The sequence below is a fragment of the Kitasatospora sp. NEAU-69 genome (assembly GCF_057158765.1).
In genome coordinates this window covers 259,339-276,173 of sequence record NZ_JBWXUE010000001.1, presented here as the reverse complement: position 1 = coordinate 276,173, position 16,835 = coordinate 259,339, and the positions used below count along the sequence as shown (strand labels likewise).

General features: G+C 73.7%; 15 protein-coding genes and 1 pseudogene. 11 read left to right on the top strand and 5 right to left on the bottom strand.

Annotated elements, in window-relative coordinates:
• Window positions 1–11: 11 nt before the first annotated feature.
• The 5 genes from AC060L_RS01135 to AC060L_RS01115 all read left to right on the top strand — a co-directional run bounded on the left by AC060L_RS01135 (window position 12) and on the right by AC060L_RS01115 (window position 5,419).
• Window positions 12–1,388: an aspartate aminotransferase family protein gene (locus AC060L_RS01135; RefSeq protein WP_483796291.1), complete on the top strand. Its 1,377-nt coding sequence runs from the start codon at window positions 12–14 to the stop codon at window positions 1,386–1,388.
• Window positions 1,385–2,785: a dihydropyrimidinase gene (gene hydA, locus AC060L_RS01130; protein WP_483796290.1), complete on the top strand. Its 1,401-nt coding sequence runs from the start codon at window positions 1,385–1,387 to the stop codon at window positions 2,783–2,785. The genes AC060L_RS01135 and hydA overlap by 4 nt, the downstream gene beginning before the upstream one ends.
• A gap of 38 nt (window positions 2,786–2,823) precedes the next feature.
• Window positions 2,824–3,834, top strand: a complete 1,011-nt coding sequence (locus AC060L_RS01125; protein WP_483796288.1) for a TIGR03842 family LLM class F420-dependent oxidoreductase — start codon at window positions 2,824–2,826, stop codon at window positions 3,832–3,834.
• 299 nt (window positions 3,835–4,133) lie between these two features.
• On the top strand, window positions 4,134–4,295 hold the full coding sequence (locus AC060L_RS01120) for a YqaE/Pmp3 family membrane protein (RefSeq protein WP_483796287.1): 162 nt from the start codon (window positions 4,134–4,136) through the stop codon (window positions 4,293–4,295).
• Between the two features lie 5 nt (window positions 4,296–4,300).
• Window positions 4,301–5,419: a carboxylate-amine ligase gene (locus AC060L_RS01115; protein ID WP_483796285.1), complete on the top strand. Its 1,119-nt coding sequence runs from the start codon at window positions 4,301–4,303 to the stop codon at window positions 5,417–5,419.
• 68 nt (window positions 5,420–5,487) lie between these two features.
• Here the strand turns inward: AC060L_RS01115 and AC060L_RS01110 are convergent, their stop codons facing one another.
• The 5 genes from AC060L_RS01110 to AC060L_RS01090 all read right to left on the bottom strand — a co-directional run bounded on the left by AC060L_RS01110 (window position 5,488) and on the right by AC060L_RS01090 (window position 10,228).
• Window positions 5,488–5,697, bottom strand: coding sequence for a hypothetical protein (locus AC060L_RS01110; protein WP_483796283.1), 210 nt, complete (start codon window positions 5,695–5,697; stop codon window positions 5,488–5,490).
• Between the two features lie 323 nt (window positions 5,698–6,020).
• Window positions 6,021–9,005, bottom strand: coding sequence for a winged helix-turn-helix domain-containing protein (locus AC060L_RS01105; protein ID WP_483796282.1), 2,985 nt, complete (start codon window positions 9,003–9,005; stop codon window positions 6,021–6,023).
• A 110-nt stretch (window positions 9,006–9,115) separates the two neighbouring features.
• Entirely contained in the window at window positions 9,116–9,538 is a 423-nt protein-coding gene (locus tag AC060L_RS01100; protein ID WP_483796280.1) for a DUF202 domain-containing protein, read from the bottom strand.
• A gap of 20 nt (window positions 9,539–9,558) precedes the next feature.
• Window positions 9,559–9,915, bottom strand: a complete 357-nt coding sequence (locus AC060L_RS01095) for a YidH family protein (protein WP_483796279.1) — start codon at window positions 9,913–9,915, stop codon at window positions 9,559–9,561.
• A gap of 55 nt (window positions 9,916–9,970) precedes the next feature.
• Complete coding sequence (locus AC060L_RS01090; protein WP_483796277.1) at window positions 9,971–10,228, bottom strand: LapA family protein; 258 nt, start codon at window positions 10,226–10,228, stop codon at window positions 9,971–9,973.
• A gap of 535 nt (window positions 10,229–10,763) precedes the next feature.
• On the opposite strand from AC060L_RS01090, the pseudogene AC060L_RS01085 reads away from it, so the two are divergent.
• The 6 genes and pseudogenes from AC060L_RS01085 to AC060L_RS01060 all read left to right on the top strand — a co-directional run.
• Window positions 10,764–11,066, top strand: a pseudogene (locus AC060L_RS01085) (sigma factor); the annotation flags it as partial.
• A gap of 5 nt (window positions 11,067–11,071) precedes the next feature.
• On the top strand, window positions 11,072–11,839 hold the full coding sequence (locus tag AC060L_RS01080) for an anti-sigma factor (protein WP_483796276.1): 768 nt from the start codon (window positions 11,072–11,074) through the stop codon (window positions 11,837–11,839).
• A gap of 187 nt (window positions 11,840–12,026) precedes the next feature.
• A complete protein-coding gene (locus AC060L_RS01075; protein ID WP_483796602.1) occupies window positions 12,027–13,373 on the top strand; it encodes an NAD(P)/FAD-dependent oxidoreductase in 1,347 nt (448 codons plus the stop codon).
• A gap of 44 nt (window positions 13,374–13,417) precedes the next feature.
• Window positions 13,418–14,818: a class I SAM-dependent methyltransferase gene (locus AC060L_RS01070; RefSeq protein ID WP_483796600.1), complete on the top strand. Its 1,401-nt coding sequence runs from the start codon at window positions 13,418–13,420 to the stop codon at window positions 14,816–14,818.
• Between the two features lie 151 nt (window positions 14,819–14,969).
• Complete coding sequence (locus AC060L_RS01065) at window positions 14,970–15,797, top strand: ferritin-like domain-containing protein (protein WP_483796274.1); 828 nt, start codon at window positions 14,970–14,972, stop codon at window positions 15,795–15,797.
• A complete protein-coding gene (locus tag AC060L_RS01060) occupies window positions 15,794–16,636 on the top strand; it encodes a ferritin-like domain-containing protein (RefSeq protein ID WP_483796273.1) in 843 nt (280 codons plus the stop codon). Before AC060L_RS01065 ends, AC060L_RS01060 begins: the two co-directional genes overlap by 4 nt.
• Window positions 16,637–16,835 lie beyond the last annotated feature (199 nt).

Genomic DNA, 16,835 nt, shown 5'->3' with positions numbered 1-16,835 from the left:
GAGAGGGCGATATGACGAGTACTCAGAAGAGCCTGATCGATCCCGCCAAGCTGCGCGAGCGTCACCGGGCGGTGCTGCCCGGCTGGCTCGCCGTCTACTACAACGAGCCGATCGAGCTCACCCACGGCGAGGGCCGGTACGTCTGGGACTCCGCCGGGAAGCGCTATCTCGACTTCTTCGGCGGCATCCTGACCACCATGACCGCGCACGCGCTGCCCGAGGTGGCCGAGGCGGTGGCCGGGCAGGCCGGCCGGATCCTGCACAGCTCGACCCTCTACCTCTCCAGCGCCATGGTCGAACTCGCCGAGCAGATCGCCGAATTGTCGGGGATCCCGGACGCCAAGGTGTTCTTCGCGACCTCCGGCACCGAGGCGAACGACACCGCGCTGCTGCTCGCCACCACCTACCGCCGCTCCAACCAGGTGCTCGCGCTGCGCAACAGCTACCACGGCCGCTCGTTCTCCACCGTCGGGATCACCGGCAACTCCGCCTGGTCGCCGACCAGTCTCTCGCCCCTGCAGACGCTGTACGTGCACGGCGGAGTCCGTGACACCGGCCACTACGCGCATCTGACGGACGATCAGTTCATCGACGCCTGCACCGCCGACCTGGAGGACATGCTGGGCCAGGCCCAGGGCACGGTCGCCGCGCTGATCGCCGAACCGATCCAGGGCGTCGGCGGCTTCACCCACGGACCGGACGGGCTGCTCGCCGCCTTCAAGCGGGTGCTCGACCGGCACGGCATCCTGTGGATCAGCGACGAGGTGCAGACCGGCTGGGGGCGCACCGGCGACCACTTCTGGGGCTGGCAGGCGCACGGCCAGGCCGGGCCGCCGGACATCCTGACCTTCGCCAAGGGGATCGCCAACGGCATGTCGATGGGCGGGGTGGTGGCCCGCGCCGAGGTGATGGACTGCCTGGGCGCCAACTCGATCTCCACCTTCGGCGGCAGCCCGGTCACCACCGCGGCCGCGCTCGCCAACCTGCGCCACCTGCTGGACCACGACCTCCAGGGCAACGCCCGACGGATCGGCGCGGTGCTGCACGACCGGCTCGCCGACGCCTCGCCGGAGCTGCCCGTCGTGCGCGAGCTGCGCGGCCGCGGCCTGATGATCGGTCTCGCGCTGACCGACGCCGCCGCTGCCACGGCGACCCTCGAACACGCCCGTGAGCTCGGCCTGTTGATCGGCAAGGGCGGCCGGAACGGGGACGCGCTGCGGATCGCGCCGCCGCTCTCGCTCACCGAGGCGGAGGCGCACGAGGGCGCCGACCTGCTGATCCAGGCGCTGCGCCGGGCCGGTGACGAGCGGGCAGCGGAAGCAGCCGAGCAGGGAGCGGACGCAGACCAGCAGGGCACGGACGCAGACGAGCAGGGAGCGAGCGCATGAGCCGGATCCTGATCCGCGGCGGCCTGGTGATCACCGCCGCCGAGGAGATGCTCGCCGACGTGCTGATCGAGGATCAGCAGATCGTCGCACTCGCCGCCACCGGCAGTGCCACGGCCGCGAGTTGGCAGGCCGAGACGGTGCTCGACGCGACCGGCCGGTACGTGCTGCCGGGCGGCGTCGACGCGCACACGCACATGGAGCTGCCGTTCGGCGGCACCAGCGCCTCGGACACCTTCGAGACCGGCACCCGGGCCGCCGCCTGGGGCGGCACCACGACGATCGTGGACTTCGCGGTGCAGCCGGTCGGCGGTGCGCTGCGCGAGGGTCTGGACGCCTGGCACGCCAAGGCCGAGGGCAACTGCGCGATCGACTACGGCTTCCACACCATCGTCTCGGACGTCACCGAGCCGGTGCTGAAGGAGCTGGAACTGCTCACCGAGTCCGGCGAGTCCACCTCGTTCAAGCTCTTCATGGCCTACCCCGGCGTCTTCTACAGCGACGACGGCCGCATCCTGCGCGCGATGCAGCGCGGCGCGGCGAGCGGCGGGCTGATCATGATGCACGCCGAGAACGGATTGGCGATCGACGTGCTGGTCGAGCAGGCACTGGCGGCCGGGCACACCGATCCGCGCTACCACGGCGAAGTGCGGCGGGAGTTGCTGGAGGCCGAGGCGACACACCGGGCGATCAAGCTGGCCCAGGTGGCCGGCGCACCGCTGTACGTCGTGCACGTCTCGGCGGCCGCCGCGCTGGCCGAGCTCACCACCGCCCGGGACCAGGGCCTGCCGGTCTTCGGCGAGACCTGTCCGCAGTACCTCTTCCTCTCCACCGACAACCTGGCCGAGCCGGGCTTCGAGGGCGCCAAGTACGTCTGCTCCACGCCGCTGCGCCCGCGCGAGCACCAGGACGTGCTCTGGCGCGGCCTGCGCACCAACGACCTCCAGGTGGTCTCCACCGACCACTGCCCGTTCTGCTTCGTCGGCCAGAAGGAGCTGGGCCGCGGCGACTTCTCGAAGATCCCGAACGGCCTGCCGGGCGTGGAGAACCGGATGGACCTGCTGCACCAGGCGGTGGTCGAGGGCAGGATCTCGCTGCGCCGCTGGATCGAGATCGCCTGCGCCACCCCGGCCCGGATGTTCGGCCTCTACCCGCGCAAGGGCACCATCGCGCCGGGCGCCGACGCCGACGTGGTGATCTACGACCCGGCCGCCGTCCAGACGATCTCGGCGGCCACCCACCACATGAACGTCGACTACTCGGCCTACGAAGGCCGGCAGGTGACCGGCCAGGTCCGCACGGTCCTCTCGCGCGGCACGGTGGTGCTGGACGAGGGACGCTGGGTGGGCCGGGCGGGGCACGGGCAGTTCCTGAAGCGGGACACCTGCCAGTACCTCTGAACAGCACCTCTGACCGCATAGCGAAACGGTGGTTACTCATGGACATCGGACTCGTCCTGCAGACCGATCCGCCCGGCCGGCTCCTGGTCGAGCGGATGCGCCGCGCCGAGTCGGCCGGATTCAGCCACGGCTGGACCTTCGACTCCTGCGTGCTCTGGCAGGAACCGTTCGTGATCTACAGTCAGATCCTCTCCCAGACCGAGAGGTTGACGGTCGGCCCGATGGTCACCAACCCGTCCACCCGGACCTGGGAGGTGACCGCCTCGCTCTTCGCCACGCTCAACGAGATGTTCGGCAACCGGACCGTCTGCGGCATCGGGCGCGGCGACTCCGCGATGCGGGTGGCCGGCCGCCACCCGGCCACGCTGGCCCGGCTCAGCGAGGCGATGCACGTGATCAAGGAGCTCGCCGAGGGCCGCACCGCCGAGCTGGACGGCACCGAGGTGCAGCTGCCCTGGGTGCGGGAGAGCCGGCTGCCGATCTGGATGGGCGCGTACGGCCCGAAGGCGCTCGCGCTGACTGGCCGTCAGGCCGACGGCTTCATCCTGCAGTTGGCCGATCCCTACCTGACCGAGTTCATGATCAGGGCGGTCCGGAAGGCGGCCGCCGAGGCCGGACGCGACCCGGCCTCGGTCACCATCTGCGTGGCCGCGCCCGCGTACGTCACGGCGGACGACTCCCCGGAGGCACTCGCGCACGCGCGCGAGCAGTGCCGCTGGTTCGGCGGCATGGTGGGCAACCACGTGGCCGACCTGGTGACGCACTACGGCGAGCACTCGGACCTGGTCCCGGAGGCGCTGACCGACTACATCAAGGGCCGCGAGGGCTACGACTACTCCCACCACGGCCGGGCCGGCAACCCGGACACGGCCTTCGTGCCGGACGAGATCGTCGACCGCTTCTGCCTGATCGGCCCGCCCGCGGCGCAGCTCGCGAAGCTCGAAAAGCTGCGCGAGCTGGGGGTTGACCAGTTCGCGGTCTACGCGATGCACGACGCGATCGAGGCGACCATCGACGCCTACGGCTCCGCCGTCATCCCACACCTGTGACCGGCCGCGCCGCTCGGGTCGCAGGTCGATCCTGACCGCCCGCCCCGAGCGGCGACTGCCCATGCGCCACGAGGCCCGTGACGCCGCGGTCGAGGTGTACCGGTTCTGGCAGGAACGCAACGGCGGCGAGCGCCGCGTGGCCGGCGCTCCCACCGCGGGCTGAGCGGCGCCCGGCGCGATCGGGACGGCACCAGTGCGGACAGTGCGCACCGCGGGGGTGCTCGGCGGCGGTCCGCAGTGGGAGGATGAAGGAACGTCCTGGAATCAAAGCGCCGGAACACGAGAAAGTGGGCACGGCCATGGTCAAGGTCCTTCTCGTCCTGCTCTGCTTCATCCTGCCGTGGCTCGCGGTACTGATCAAGGACGGCCCGAGCATCAAGGTGCTCTGGGCGTTCCTGCTCCAGTTGCTGGGCCACGTACCGGGAGTGATCTACGGCATCTACCAGGTCGTGAAGGACTGACGCACGTGCCGTCGAGAGCCGCGGAACCCCCGACCGTCGGAGTCGAGGAGGAGTACCTGCTGCTCGACCCCGAGAGCGGTCTTCCGCTGCCCCTGGTCGAGCCGGTGCGCAAGGCGGCCGGGCTGCACCCCGCGGTCGACCACGCCGAGTTGCAGAACGAGCTGCTCCAGGCACAGGTGGAGATCGCCACCCCGGTCTGTCGTGAGCTGGCCGAGGTCGGTGGCCACCTGCTGCGCCTGCGCCACGCGCTGGCCGCCGCCGCAGAGGGGGCCGGCTGCCGGCTGGCCGCCTGTGGCACCGCGCCCTACGCGCGGGCCACTCCGCCGGCGATCACCGACGCACCGCGCTACCACTCGATCAGCCGGGCCGTCTCGCGGCTGGCGGACGAAGCTCTGATCAACGGCATGCACGTGCACGTGGCCATCCCGGATCCGCAGGCCGGCATCGCGGTGCTCAACCGGCTGCGCGGCTGGCTGCCGGTCCTGACCGCGCTGTCCGCCAACTCCCCACTCTGGTACGGCTCCGACACCGGCTACGCGAGCTGGCGCACCGTGGTCTTCGGCCGCTGGCCGATCAGCGGCATTCCGCCGCATTTCGCGGACGCCGAGGACTACGAGCGCCGGATCGTCCACCTGCTCGATGCCAAGCTGATCCGCGACCGCGGGCAACTGTACTGGCAGGCCCGCCTGTCGGCGCGCTTCCCGACCATCGAGCTGCGCGCGATGGACGTCCAGCTGCGGGCGGACGAAGCGGTGATGCTGGCCGGACTGGTCCGCGCGCTGGTGGTCACCATGCTGCGAGAGCACGACGGCGGACACCCGCTGCCCGACCGGGCACCGGAAAGCCTGGAAGGGGCCGGCTGGCACGCGGCCCGGTACGGGCTGTCCGGCACCCTGCACGAACCCCGCAGCGGACTGTCCCGCCCGGCCGGCGATCTGGTCGGCGACATGCTGGCCTACCTCGCGCCGGTGCTGGACGAACTCGGCGACACCCGGGCCGTGGTTCCACTGGTCCACCGCCTGCTCCGGGAGGGCAACGGAGCCGAGCGCCAGCGGCGGCGACTGACAGAGGACGGCCGGTCCGGGCTGATCGCGATGATCGCGCAGGAGAGCGCGGCAGGCTGAGCTGAGCTGAAGGTCAGATTCCGGTCGTCTCGGCGGCCACCCCCGGCGGGTGAAACCGGCGCGGGCGGTCAGCGGTCGTCGTCGGGCAGCTGGCGCATCTCGACGACCCGCAGCCCGAGGGACTGGAAGCGGGCGAGCAGGCCGTACAGCTGGGCGTCGTCGGTGACCGGGCCGAAGAGCACCGTCTGGTTCGACAGCACGAAGCTCTCCAGCCCGGGGAACGCCTCGCGAAGCGTCATCTCCGACATGACCCCGGCGACCCGGATCTCGTACCGCATGAGCAGGCTTCTCTCGCTACCTGGGGCCGTGTCCGGGCGATCCTGCCGGATCAGCGCGCGGCTCCCCCGCCTTCGGCCGGGTGCCCCGACGGAGCCCGGACAGCGTAGCCAGGGCGGCCGCCCGACCGGACAGGCCCTGCTGCCCATGCTGCTCGGTTGCGCGCCGGATGCCATCACCCGGCCGAGGTGACGTTGCCCGGGGCCAGCCGTCATGCCTCCTTCGTTCGCCCACAGAGCGGCTCGGCAGCGCCAGGTGCGGCGAGAGTGCGTGCATGGCGTGCGTGGCCGAGCAGAAGGAGGTGACGGGACCCGGCCTGTCCGGCTCAGAGCAGCTTCAGCTGCCGGGCGCGGCGCACGGCTTCGCCGCGGCGGCTGGCGGAGAGCTTGCGGTTGATGCTCTTCAGGTGGGTCTTGACCGTGTTGACGGACAGGCACAGGTCGGCCGCGATCTCTCCGGTGGACATCAGCTGGGCCACCCGCTCCAGCACTTGGCGCTCGCGATCGCTGAGCGGCTCGACGGGCGCGACGGGCGCGACGGGCGCGACGGGCGGTCCGGTCGGCCCACCGGTGGGCCGGGCTTCGAGGCTTGCCCCCGACGGCGCCCCGGACGGCGTCCCCGCTGCCGTAGCTGCTGCCCGCCTTGGCGGTGCGGCCACCAGTTCGAGCGGCAGCCAGCCGTGGCCACGCGCGAGCGCCGGGCGGTCGCGCAACAGCCGGCGCAGCCACGGGCCGGCCTCCCGGAAGGGACGGCGCAGGTGCTCGGGGCGGGCGGCGGCGAGGGCTCGGGCGAGCAGTCGGCTCGCTGCGGGCTCGTCGCCCAGCACGTCGGCGAGCTGCGCTCTGGCCAGCAGCGCCGGGACGGCCACCGCAGGGCCGGCACCGGTGTCCGGCGGGAGCGCGTCCAGGATCCGCAGCGCCGCCCGGCCATACCCGGCGGCCAGCTCGGCCCGCGCCGAGGCGACGGCGCTCTCGGGGCCGGTGCCGCGCAGCCGCTCCAGGTCCCGCGCGGCGCGCCGGGGGTCGCCGGCCGCCAGGTGCGCGGCGGAGCGGGCCAGCGCGATCCGCTCGGCTGCCCATGGTGCGCAGGCGCCATCGGCCGTGTAGGCCCCGCCGAGTGCATCGAGCACGTCGAGCGCCGCGCCCGGGTTCCCCTCGGCGAGCAGCAGGCGGGAGCTGAGGATGGCGAGACCGGCGATCAGGATCGGGTCGTGCCGTGCGGCAGCGGACGCGGACGCGGCGGAGGCGGCGGACGCAGCGGACGCAGCGGACGCAACCGCCCGGCCGAGGGCCGTCCGTGCGCTCGGCAGGTCGTCGCGATCGATCGCGACGGCGGCCAGCACGAGCTGTCCGATCCCGGTGTGCGAGGACGGCGCCAGGCCGCACCGCTCGGCCTCGGTGAGCGCCTGCCGAGCGCGTTCGGCCGCCCGGCCCGGCCAGCCGGACAGGTAGTCGATCAACGCGAGCTCGCTGAGCGATTCATGCCTCGGCATGGCGCTCGCGGGGCCTTCGCCGACCTGCAGGGCCAGGGTCAGCGCGGTTCGGGCGGCAGCGAACCGGCCTGCCCGGAGCAGCGCGGAGCCGAGGTTGCCGTGCAGCAGCGCGGGCAGCTCCGGGTGCGCCGCGAACCACTCGGGCGGGATCGACGCGCGCAGCCGCTCGGCGGTCGCGGCGGCGGCCTCGGCCTGCTCGGCCCGCCCGAGCAACCGGGCCGCGACCACGTGCAGGAACGCCGCGCTCAGCCGGGCGGCAGGCGCATCGCCAGGCGCATCGGCTGAGGCGTCGTCCGGGGCATCCTCCAGGGCATCGGCAGGTGCATCGCCCGGCGCATCGGCGCGCGCATCGGCCGACGCACCGCCGGGGCCGTCTCGGGCGAGCCACTCGTCGGCGTGGCGCAGCTGCGCCAGCCCCCTGCGGACGTCGCACCGGGCCAGCGAGCGCGCGGCGCGGACCAGCTCCGGGGCCGGACCGGCGGCCTCGGCGGCCATGCCCGCGAAGAACCGGTCCAGCCGTGCGGAGCCGAGGCCGGTGAAGAGCTGTCCGATGGCCAGATCATCGACGAACCGCTCCGCCGCGTACTCCCAGTCGCCGGCCGCGGCGGCGTGCGGCAGCGCCTCGGCGAGCCGGCCGGCCTCGCTCAGCCACCGGGCCGCGCGGCGGTGCAGCTCGACGTCCAGCCCCGGGTGCCGGGCGTGCAGGTGGACTTGGAGGATCTCGGCGAACAGCGCGTGGTGCCGGTACCAGGAGTGCCCGATCGGCTCGATGAACGCGTTCGCGTGCTGTAACTCGTCCAGGATCCGCTCGGCGTCGCGCCGCCCGGTGAGCGCGTTCGCCAGCTCGGGGTGGGTCCGCTGCAGGATGCTGGTCCGGAGCAGCAGGTCCTGTGTCTCGACGGACTGCGTGTCGAGCACCTCCGCGAGCAGGTAGTCGGCGATCGTGCTGCGGCCCGCCTCGAACTCCTTGAGGAACAGCTCCGGGTCGGCCGCCTGCTGGATCGCGAGCGCGCTCAGCCGCAGCCCGGCGGCCCAGCCCTCGGCGTGCTCGGTCAGCGCCCGGACGCTGTCGGCCGCCAGCGAGAGCCGGTGCCGGCCCAGCAGCACCGCGGCCTCCTCGGTGGTGAAGGCGAGCTCGGCGCCACGGATCTCGGTGATCCGGCCGGCGGCGCGATAGCGGTGCAGCGGGAGCAGCGGCTCCGTTCGGCTGATGACGAGCAGCCGCAGGCCCGGACCGGCGTGCCGCAGCAGGCCGTGCAGCCCGGCGGCCACCTCGGCGGCGCCGACCCGCTCGAACTCGTCGAGCACCAGCAGGACCGGCTCGGGCCGCCGGGCCAGGTGCGCCGCGAGGCGGGCCAGCAGCGAGGGGTCCACCTGGTCGGCGCGGACCGGACGGCCGATGTCGGCGGGCAGCTCGATGCCGTGGTGGCGCAGCGCCTCCAGCACGTAGGCCCAGAAGACGCCCGGCGCGTTGTCCTCGCGCTCGACGGTCAGCCAGGCCACCGGGCCGCGACCGGCCGCCCCCGTCGCCCCGGTCGCCCCGGTCGCCCCGGTCGCCCGGAGCCAGTCCGCCACGAGCAGCGTCTTTCCGGCGCCCGCCGCGCCGTTGACGAGCAGCAGCGGGCTGCCCAGGCCGGCCGACAGGCGCTCGGTGAGGCGGGGCCGGTGCACGAAGGTGTCCGGGAGCGTCGGCACGGTGAAACGGGCGGCGAGCACCGGGTCACCGTTCGGGATCAGCACGCGCGGCGGGGGTGGCGCGTCCGTCGCCGCGCCACCGGCTGCGGCGGTCGGCGGCAGGTCGGCCGAGCTGTGGGCCATCGTGCCTGCTCAGGGGTAGGAGGCCCGGGGTGCACTGGTGCGCGCGTCGGGCGTTGCCCTTCGAGCTTCGCGCGCCACCCGGGCGGCGGCAAGCCGGTCGGGCGGGGCGATCAGGCAGGCGGGACGAGCGCCGGGGAGCGCGCTGCGGAGCCGTCCTCGTGCCGGGTGAGCCCGTGGCCGTGGCCGTCGGCCGTGAGGCAGACGCCGAGCGCGACCAGGGCCGTCGCGACGATCGTCAGGGCGATGAAGCCCAGCGCACGAGGGCGTGCGTGAGGGCGTGCGCGTGCGCTGCGGAGCGGCGGCCCGTCCGCCCGGCTCCCCGGCTGCACGGCCAGGACGCCGAACGCCATGACGACCAGCGGAATGCCGGCGATCGGATCGAGCTTCAGCACCCCGACGCTCACGGCGGCGAAGGACACGGTGGTGCGCAGCCAGGCCAGCCGGGTGCGCTCGGCGGCGAGGCCCGGATCGAGGTCCTCCAGCTCCTCCGGAATCCGCGCGGACGGCTCCCCCGGCGTCGGCTCCCCCGACATCGGCTCCCCCGGCGGGCCGGTCATCCCCGGTCGCCCGGGGCGACGACCACCAGCGCGGCGGCGAGCAGGCATTCGGCCGCCACCACCACGGTCAGCAGCTGCGGCAGCCGGGTGCGCGGCAGCGGCCTGCCGCGCCGCAGCGCACGCTGCGCGCACGTCCAGTCGAGGTAGCCGACCACCGCGACGACCGCGCCGAGCACGATCAGCGGCACGCCCAGCGCCCGGCGCCCCCAGTCGATACCCGGGAACGGCGGCAGCAGCTGACTGATCGCCAGCCCGGCCGCCACCAGGGCCAGCGCGGTACGGCTCCAGGCCAGGAACGTACGTTCGTTGGCGAGCGTGAAGCGCGGGTCCGGCTCGCTCTCGTCATCCGCCATCCCGTCAGTCAACCAGGCTGCGGCGGGCGGGCGGAGCTACGAATCGCAGCGCGGTTCAACCGCGGCGCCGCGCGACGAACCAGCCGGTGGCCGCGCCGATCGCCCAGGCGATCAGCAGGGCCGCCCAGAGCGGCATCGTGACCACCGGGATGATCAGCCGGATCCGCACGCTCGCCGTGTTCTCCGCGATGAGGACGACCGCGACGGCCACCAGCACCAGCGTCACGAACCGGCGGCCGCGCCACCACTGCTGCTCCTTGCTGCCAGGTGGCTTCCCGCTGCCCTGCGGCTTCTCGGTGTCGTACTCCGTCATCACCGCGCTCCTTCGGCCTCGGCCTCGGCCCTCGCCCGGCGCCCGTGGCGGGCGCCACCGGACCCGTTCCGGCGACCGGAACAGGCCGGACCCTCACCCGCACGGGGTGACCCGCCCGCGCGCGGCCGGACGCGTTCCGATGCTCGCCTCGGGCGCACGCGCCTGCTCTGCCGGGCCGGGACGGGAGCGCAGCGCCCTGGCGTACCAGGCACCGCACTGGGCCCCCAGCCGGGAGCCGGGGCACCGTGCGGGCAGACGCTCAGTCCTACCGTCAAGGCTACGACGCTGCTCAGCGGCCTCACCGCGAGCAGGTGTCCTCGACGGCGATCGGCCGGCCACCCGGGCCGGGCCGGGCCGGGCCGGGCCGGGCCGGGCCGGGCCGGGCCGGGCCGCAGCTTCGCGATCTTCCGGCCAATCCGCGGTACCCGGCGCTCCGAATGGAGGTCGTCCGCGCGCTTCACCGCGCGTTCCCGCCCGCGTTCCTCCAGGAGGTCTCCATGCGTACCTGCCGTCCGGGCCTTGGGAGGGCGGGCCGGTGAACGCCGTGGTGCACCTGGCGGCCCCGCAACGGCGGGGGCCGGATCTGCGGGAGCTGATCACCAAGGTGGCCTTCGGGGACCAAGACGCCTTCGGTCACCTGTACGAGGCGGTGGCCGGGCCGGTGTTCGGGCTGGTCCGGCTGGTCCGGCGGGTGCTGCGGGACCCGGCGCAGTCGGACGAGGTGACGCAGGAGGTGATGCTGGAGCTCTGGCGCACCGCCGCCCGCTACCAGCCGGAGCGCGGCGAGGTGATGCCGTGGGTGCTGACCATGGCGCACCGGCGCGCGGTGGACCGGGTGACGCCATGACGGTCACGGCCGATCTGCACACGCTGACCGGTGCCTACGCGGCGCACGCCCTCGACGAGGCGGAGTGCGCGGCGTTCGAGCGGCATCTGCGACAGTGCGAGTCCTGCGCGCTGGAGGTCCGGGGGTTCGAGGCGACGCTGGCGCGGTTCGGCGCGGGGGAGGCCGTGTCACCGCCCCCGGGGCTGAAGGCGCGGGTGCTGGCGGCGACGTCCACCGTGCGCCAACTGGCACCGCTGACCACGACCGTCGACCCGGCGACCGGCCGGCGCGTCCGGCGCGGCCGACTGGCCCGGCGCTGGGCGAGGTTCGCGCTCGCGGCCTCGGTCGCCGCGGCGGCGGGGCTGGGCGGCCTCGCGATCCAGCAGCAGCAGGACGCGCACCACGCGACCGTACGGGCCGAGCAGTTGCAGCAGCAGCAAGCCCGACTGGCCGAGCTGCTCGCGGCGCCCGACGCCCGGACCGCGACGGCGCACCTCGGCTCGGGCAACGGTACGAGCACCGGCACGGTCGTCTGGTCGCAGGATCGGGGCGAGGCGGGCTTCCTGGCCACCGGGCTGCCGAAGCTCTCCCCGGGCACCACCTACGAGTTGTGGTTCGACGACGCCGGCACGATGCGTCCGGCCGGTCTGCTGCCCGCCTCGTCCGGGGCGCTGCTGCTGGACGGGCGGATCCGGCACGCGGCGGGCGTCGGCGTGACGGTCGAACCGGCCGGCGGCTCGCAACACCCGAGTGGGCAGCCGCTGATGCTGGTGCCGTTCAGCTGACGCCGGGTCGCCCCGGATCCGGACAGCGCCCATTCCCCGAGCGCATGCCCCGTGCCCGTTCCCCGTTCGAAGCAATCCGCCCGGCGCCGCGCTCCGAACCGCCAGTGAACGCCGAGAGGCACGGCCCGAACCGCAGGCCGGCCAGGCGTGACGGATCGTGACGGATCAGAGGAGCGCACTCGTGTCCATGTCTGGAACCGCCTGGCACACCCCGGCGGGCCCTGCTCGCCGGTCGGCCGGAGCTCATCGCAGAGTGGCCGTGATCGGCGCCGGGGTGGCAGGCCTGACCGCCGCGTTCCAGCTCCAGCGATCGGGAGTCGCGGTGGAGCTGTTCGAGGCGGACGGCCGACTCGGCGGGCACGCGCACACGCAGCAGGTCGTCGGCGCGGACGGCCGCGCGGTGGCGCTGGACACCGGATTCCTGGTACACAACGAACGCACCTACCCGCGGCTGATCGAGCTGTTCCGGGAGCTCGGCGTCGAGACCCGGGCGAGCGAGATGAGCATGTCGGTCCGGTGCGAGGGCTGCGGCCTGGAGTACGCGGGTGCCCGCGGCCCGGCCGGACTGCTCGCCCAGCCGGGCGCGGTGCTGCGCGGACGCTACCTGCGGCTGCTCGCGGAGGTGCCGCGCTTCCACCGGTCGGCGCGCCGGCTGCTGGCCGATCCGGCGGCCGGCGATCCCACTCTGCGGGCGTTCCTGACGGCCGGCGGCTTCTCCCGGTACTTCGTCGCCCACTTCATGACCCCGGTGGTCTCCGCGGTCTGGTCCTGCGCACCGGATCTCGCCGGCGACTACCCGGCCCGCTACCTGTTCGCGTTCCTCGCCAACCACGGCATGCTCGGCGTCACCGGCTCGCCGGCCTGGCGGACGGTGGTGGGCGGCTCGCGGACGTACGTGGAGCGGATCGCCGAGCGGCTGACCGCCGTCCACCGCGCCGCGCCGGTGCGGGCCGTGCGGCGGCACACCGACGGCGTGTCGGTGGTCACCACGGACGGCCGACACACCGAGGCCGACGGCGTGGTGATCGCCACCCACGCCGACCAGGCGCTGCGGCTGCTCGCCGACCCGACCCGCGCCGAGCGCGAGGTGCTCGGCGCGTTCCGCTACTCGCGCAACCCGACCGTGCTGCACCGCGACGCCTCCCGGCTGCCGCGCGCACCCCGGGCCCGCGCCTCGTGGAACTACCGGATGGCCAGTTGCGCCGACACGGCCGAGAGCGTGCAGGTCAGTTACCACCTGAACCGGCTGCTCGGCCTGGACACCGCCGAGCAGTACCTGGTGACGCTGGGCGAGGACCCGGCCCGGCCGATCGCGGCCGAACACGTGGTCTCCCGCACGGTCTACGAACACCCGGTCTACACCCGCGAGAGCGTCGCCGCCCAGGCCAGGCTTCCCGAACTCGCCACCGCCCGAACGGCGTTCGCGGGCGCCTACCACGGCTGGGGGTTCCACGAGGACGGCTGCCGGTCCGGCCTCCAGGCCGCGCACGCGCTGCTCGGGCTCGGGCTCGGGCTCGGGACGGTCGCGCCGTGACCGCCCCGGCGGCCACGGCAGTGCCGGACCAGGCGGTGGACCCGATGCACTGGCCCGACGTCGCCCGGGTGCCCTGCGTCCCACTGCGCGCGGGCGTGGCGGCCCGGCTGCTGCGCCGGATCGCCCGCCGTCGCGGGCTACGGATCGAACTGCCGGACGGGCGGCGGCTAGGGCCTGTCCGGACGATCTTGTCGGATCAGCGCGCGGCGTTGGGCGCCCGGCTGGGCGTGCCGGCGGATCGTCCTCGTACTGGGCCGTACTTGGATGATTCGCCGGTGCGTCCAGGCGGGATGCCCGGCGTCGCGCGCCCGGCAAGATCGTCCGGACAGGCCCTAGTGCCCGGCCCGGACGGCGTCCCGGTGCTGCGCCTGCACCGACCCGACGCGTTCTTCCACCGGATCGGCGAGAGCGGGCTGATCGGCTTCGGCGAGTCCTACCAGGCCGGCGACTGGGACTCCCCCGACCTGGTCGCGCTGCTCACCGAACTGGCCACCGCGCCCGAGACCCTGGTGCCGACCGGCGCGCAGTGGCTGCGCCGGCTGTACGTCCGGCGGCCGCCTGCCGCGGAGTTGAGCACCACCGACAACGCGCGGACCAACATCCGCCGCCACTACGACCTGTCCAACGAGCTGTTCGCGCTCTTCCTCGACGCCACCATGACGTACTCCGCAGCCGTCTTCCCGACCGACGGCGAGCACCGGCCCGTCGGCAGCTGGGAGAACCTGGCCGACGCCCAGCACCGCAAGATCGACCGGCTGCTCGACCTGGCCCATGTCGGGCCGGGCAGCCGGGTGCTGGAGATCGGCACCGGCTGGGGCGAACTCGCGTTGCGGGCCGCCGCGCGCGGCGCCCGGGTGGTCAGCCTCACGCTCTCCGAGGAGCAACTGGCGCTGGCCCGCCGCCGGATCCACGAGGCCGGCCACGCGGACCGCGCCGAGGTCCGGCTGTGCGACTACCGCGCGGCCGAGGGCGAGTACGACGCGGTGGTCAGCGTGGAGATGATCGAGGCGGTCGGCCGCCCGTTCTGGCCGGCCTACTTCCGGACCATCGACCGGGTGCTCGCCCCCGGCGGGCGGGTCGCGGTGCAGGCGATCACCATGCCGCACGAGCGGATGCTCGCGAGCAGCGCGACCTACACCTGGATCCTCAAGTACATCTTCCCCGGCGGTCAGATCCCGTCCGTCCGGGCCGTCCGGGAGACCGCCGCCCGGCACACCGGCCTGCGCGTCGCGGCCTGCCACGGCTACGGCCCGCACTACGCCGAGACGCTGCGACTGTGGCGCGAGCGGTTCACCGGACAGCACGCGGCGGTCGCCGAACTCGGCTTCGACCAGGTCTTCCGGCGGATGTGGGAGCTCTATCTCGCCTACTCCGAGGCGGGTTTCCGCACCGGCTACCTCGACGTCCAGCAGATCCTCCTCACCCGCCCGGAGCCGAGCCGATGACCCGGATCCCGATCCCGATCCTGACCGTCCGTCACTCTCCCGGGTGAACAACGGAATTGCCCGGCCGATCGGCCAATCCGCCCCACCCGCCACACCGAATGCACCGCGTACGGGCTCGCGGCAACGGCGGGCTCCCGACCCGAGACGGGACATGATGGCCACAGAGCACATCGACACCCGGCTGCTCGAAGAACTCACCGAGCAGTCAGAGGACTTGAACAGCGATGCGCTGCGCATCACGCACCGCGCGCTGATCGACTTCGGACAGGCGAACGAGCCGGGCCGGCGCCGCTGGTGGCAGCGCGGCGGCCTGCTGGCGGGCGCCGCCGGGATGGCCGCGCTGCTCGGCGGCGCCCGCGCGTTCGCCGACTCGGCCTCGCCGTCGGCGTCCGCAGCCGGAACCGGCTCGATGGCGGACGACATCATGGCGCTGCAGACCGCCGCGTCGATCGAGAACCTGGCGGTGAGCGTCTACCAGACCGCCGCCGGGCTGCCGTTCATCAAGAACGGCAACGCGACGGTGGCGGCGTTCATCGCGAAGACCACCACGCAACACCAGGCGCACGCGCAGGCGTTCAACGCCGCCGCCACCCAGGCCGGCGGCCAGGCGCAGACCGGACCGGACCCGAAGTACAAGGCGGTCGTCGATCAGGCGCTGCCGACCATCCAGGGCCCGGCGGACGTGGTCAAGCTGGCCATCACGCTGGAGGACGTCGCCGCGCAGACGTACATCAGGAACGTCACCCAGGTCTCCAATGCCGACCTGCGCAAGCTCTTCGCCTCCGTGGCGCCGGTGGAGGCACAGCACCGGGCGACGCTGCTCGCGGTGCAGGCGCTGCTCGCGGGCAACGCGGCCGGCCTGATCACGATCCCGGTGGACCCGGCGAAGCTGCCCGCGGCGGCCGGCAGCGTCGGGTTCCCCGACTCCTTCTACCGGACCGACAGCGCTTCGCCGATCACCGAAGGGGCCGTGAAGTGACAACCTCCAAGGGCGACTGGGAACTTCCCATCAGCGAGGCTCAACTCACCCGTCTCACCCGGGACCTGCGGGAGGCCCACGAGGACACGCTGCCCGCGATGCGGGCGAACGCGCTGGACCTCACCGAGGAGATCCGCGCCCGCCGGGCCGGTGCGCCGCGCGACCGCGGGCGGCGCGGCTTCCTGCTCGGCGCGGGCGGCGCCGCGGTCGCGCTGACGCTGGCGGCGTGTTCCAGCAGCAGCAAGTCGAGCAGCAACACCTCCTCCTCGTCCGGCGCTGCCGGCTCGCCGGTCGCGGCCGGCGGCGCTAGCGCGTCCGCCGGGGCGAGCAGTCAGTACACCGGCGACCTGAAGGTCGTCGCGCTGGCCACCGCGCTGGAGAACCAGGCCGTCGGCGCCTACCAGGCGGCGCTCGACGCGGCCAAGGGCGGCAAGCTCGGCGCGGTGCCGCCGGCCGTGGCCACCTTCGTGACCACCGCGATGGCCCAGCACGCCGACCACGCGAAGGCGTGGAACGCGGTCCTCACCAGTGCGGGCAAGCCGGCCATCACCGACGTGCCGCTGTCCAACCAGCCCGCCACCCTGGCCGCGCTGGGCAAGGCCGCCAGTGTCGCCGACGTCGCCAAGCTGGCGCTGACGCTGGAGGAGCAGGCCGCGCAGACCTACCTGTTCGCGACCTACAACGTGACCAGCCCGGCCGGGATCGCGACCGCCGCGAGCATCGCGCCGGTCGAGGCGATGCACGCCGCGATCCTCAACTACGCACTCGGCCAGTACCCCGTGCCGGACGACTTCCTGCCGACGGACAAGGCCGCGAGCCCGGCCCTGTTGACGGTCTGAACGTCTGACCGTCCGAAACATCCGACCGTCTGCAGGTCTGAACGTCTGAACGTCTGAACGCGGTCCGACCGGCCGCCCCGAGCCGGTGCGTACCCGGGCGCGAAATGTCGACTCCCCCCGCGCCCGGGTACGCACCTCCATGTCCGTGCTCCACTGGCACATTCCAAAAAACACCCCGATTTCCAGGCACGCCGAAAGA

Coding starts and splice junctions, on each gene's coding strand:
- AC060L_RS01080 (WP_483796276.1), top strand. CDS start 11,072: ATGACGGTCACGGCCGATCTGCACACGCTGACCGGTGCCTACGCGGCG.
- AC060L_RS01070 (WP_483796600.1), top strand. CDS start 13,418: ATGCACTGGCCCGACGTCGCCCGGGTGCCCTGCGTCCCACTGCGCGCG.
- AC060L_RS01135 (WP_483796291.1), top strand. CDS start 12: ATGACGAGTACTCAGAAGAGCCTGATCGATCCCGCCAAGCTGCGCGAG.
- AC060L_RS01090 (WP_483796277.1), bottom strand. CDS start 10,228: ATGACGGAGTACGACACCGAGAAGCCGCAGGGCAGCGGGAAGCCACCT.
- AC060L_RS01120 (WP_483796287.1), top strand. CDS start 4,134: ATGGTCAAGGTCCTTCTCGTCCTGCTCTGCTTCATCCTGCCGTGGCTC.
- hydA (WP_483796290.1), top strand. CDS start 1,385: ATGAGCCGGATCCTGATCCGCGGCGGCCTGGTGATCACCGCCGCCGAG.
- AC060L_RS01100 (WP_483796280.1), bottom strand. CDS start 9,538: ATGTCGGGGGAGCCGACGCCGGGGGAGCCGTCCGCGCGGATTCCGGAG.
- AC060L_RS01125 (WP_483796288.1), top strand. CDS start 2,824: ATGGACATCGGACTCGTCCTGCAGACCGATCCGCCCGGCCGGCTCCTG.
- AC060L_RS01065 (WP_483796274.1), top strand. CDS start 14,970: ATGATGGCCACAGAGCACATCGACACCCGGCTGCTCGAAGAACTCACC.
- AC060L_RS01075 (WP_483796602.1), top strand. CDS start 12,027: ATGTCTGGAACCGCCTGGCACACCCCGGCGGGCCCTGCTCGCCGGTCG.
- AC060L_RS01095 (WP_483796279.1), bottom strand. CDS start 9,915: ATGGCGGATGACGAGAGCGAGCCGGACCCGCGCTTCACGCTCGCCAAC.
- AC060L_RS01105 (WP_483796282.1), bottom strand. CDS start 9,005: ATGGCCCACAGCTCGGCCGACCTGCCGCCGACCGCCGCAGCCGGTGGC.
- AC060L_RS01110 (WP_483796283.1), bottom strand. CDS start 5,697: ATGCGGTACGAGATCCGGGTCGCCGGGGTCATGTCGGAGATGACGCTT.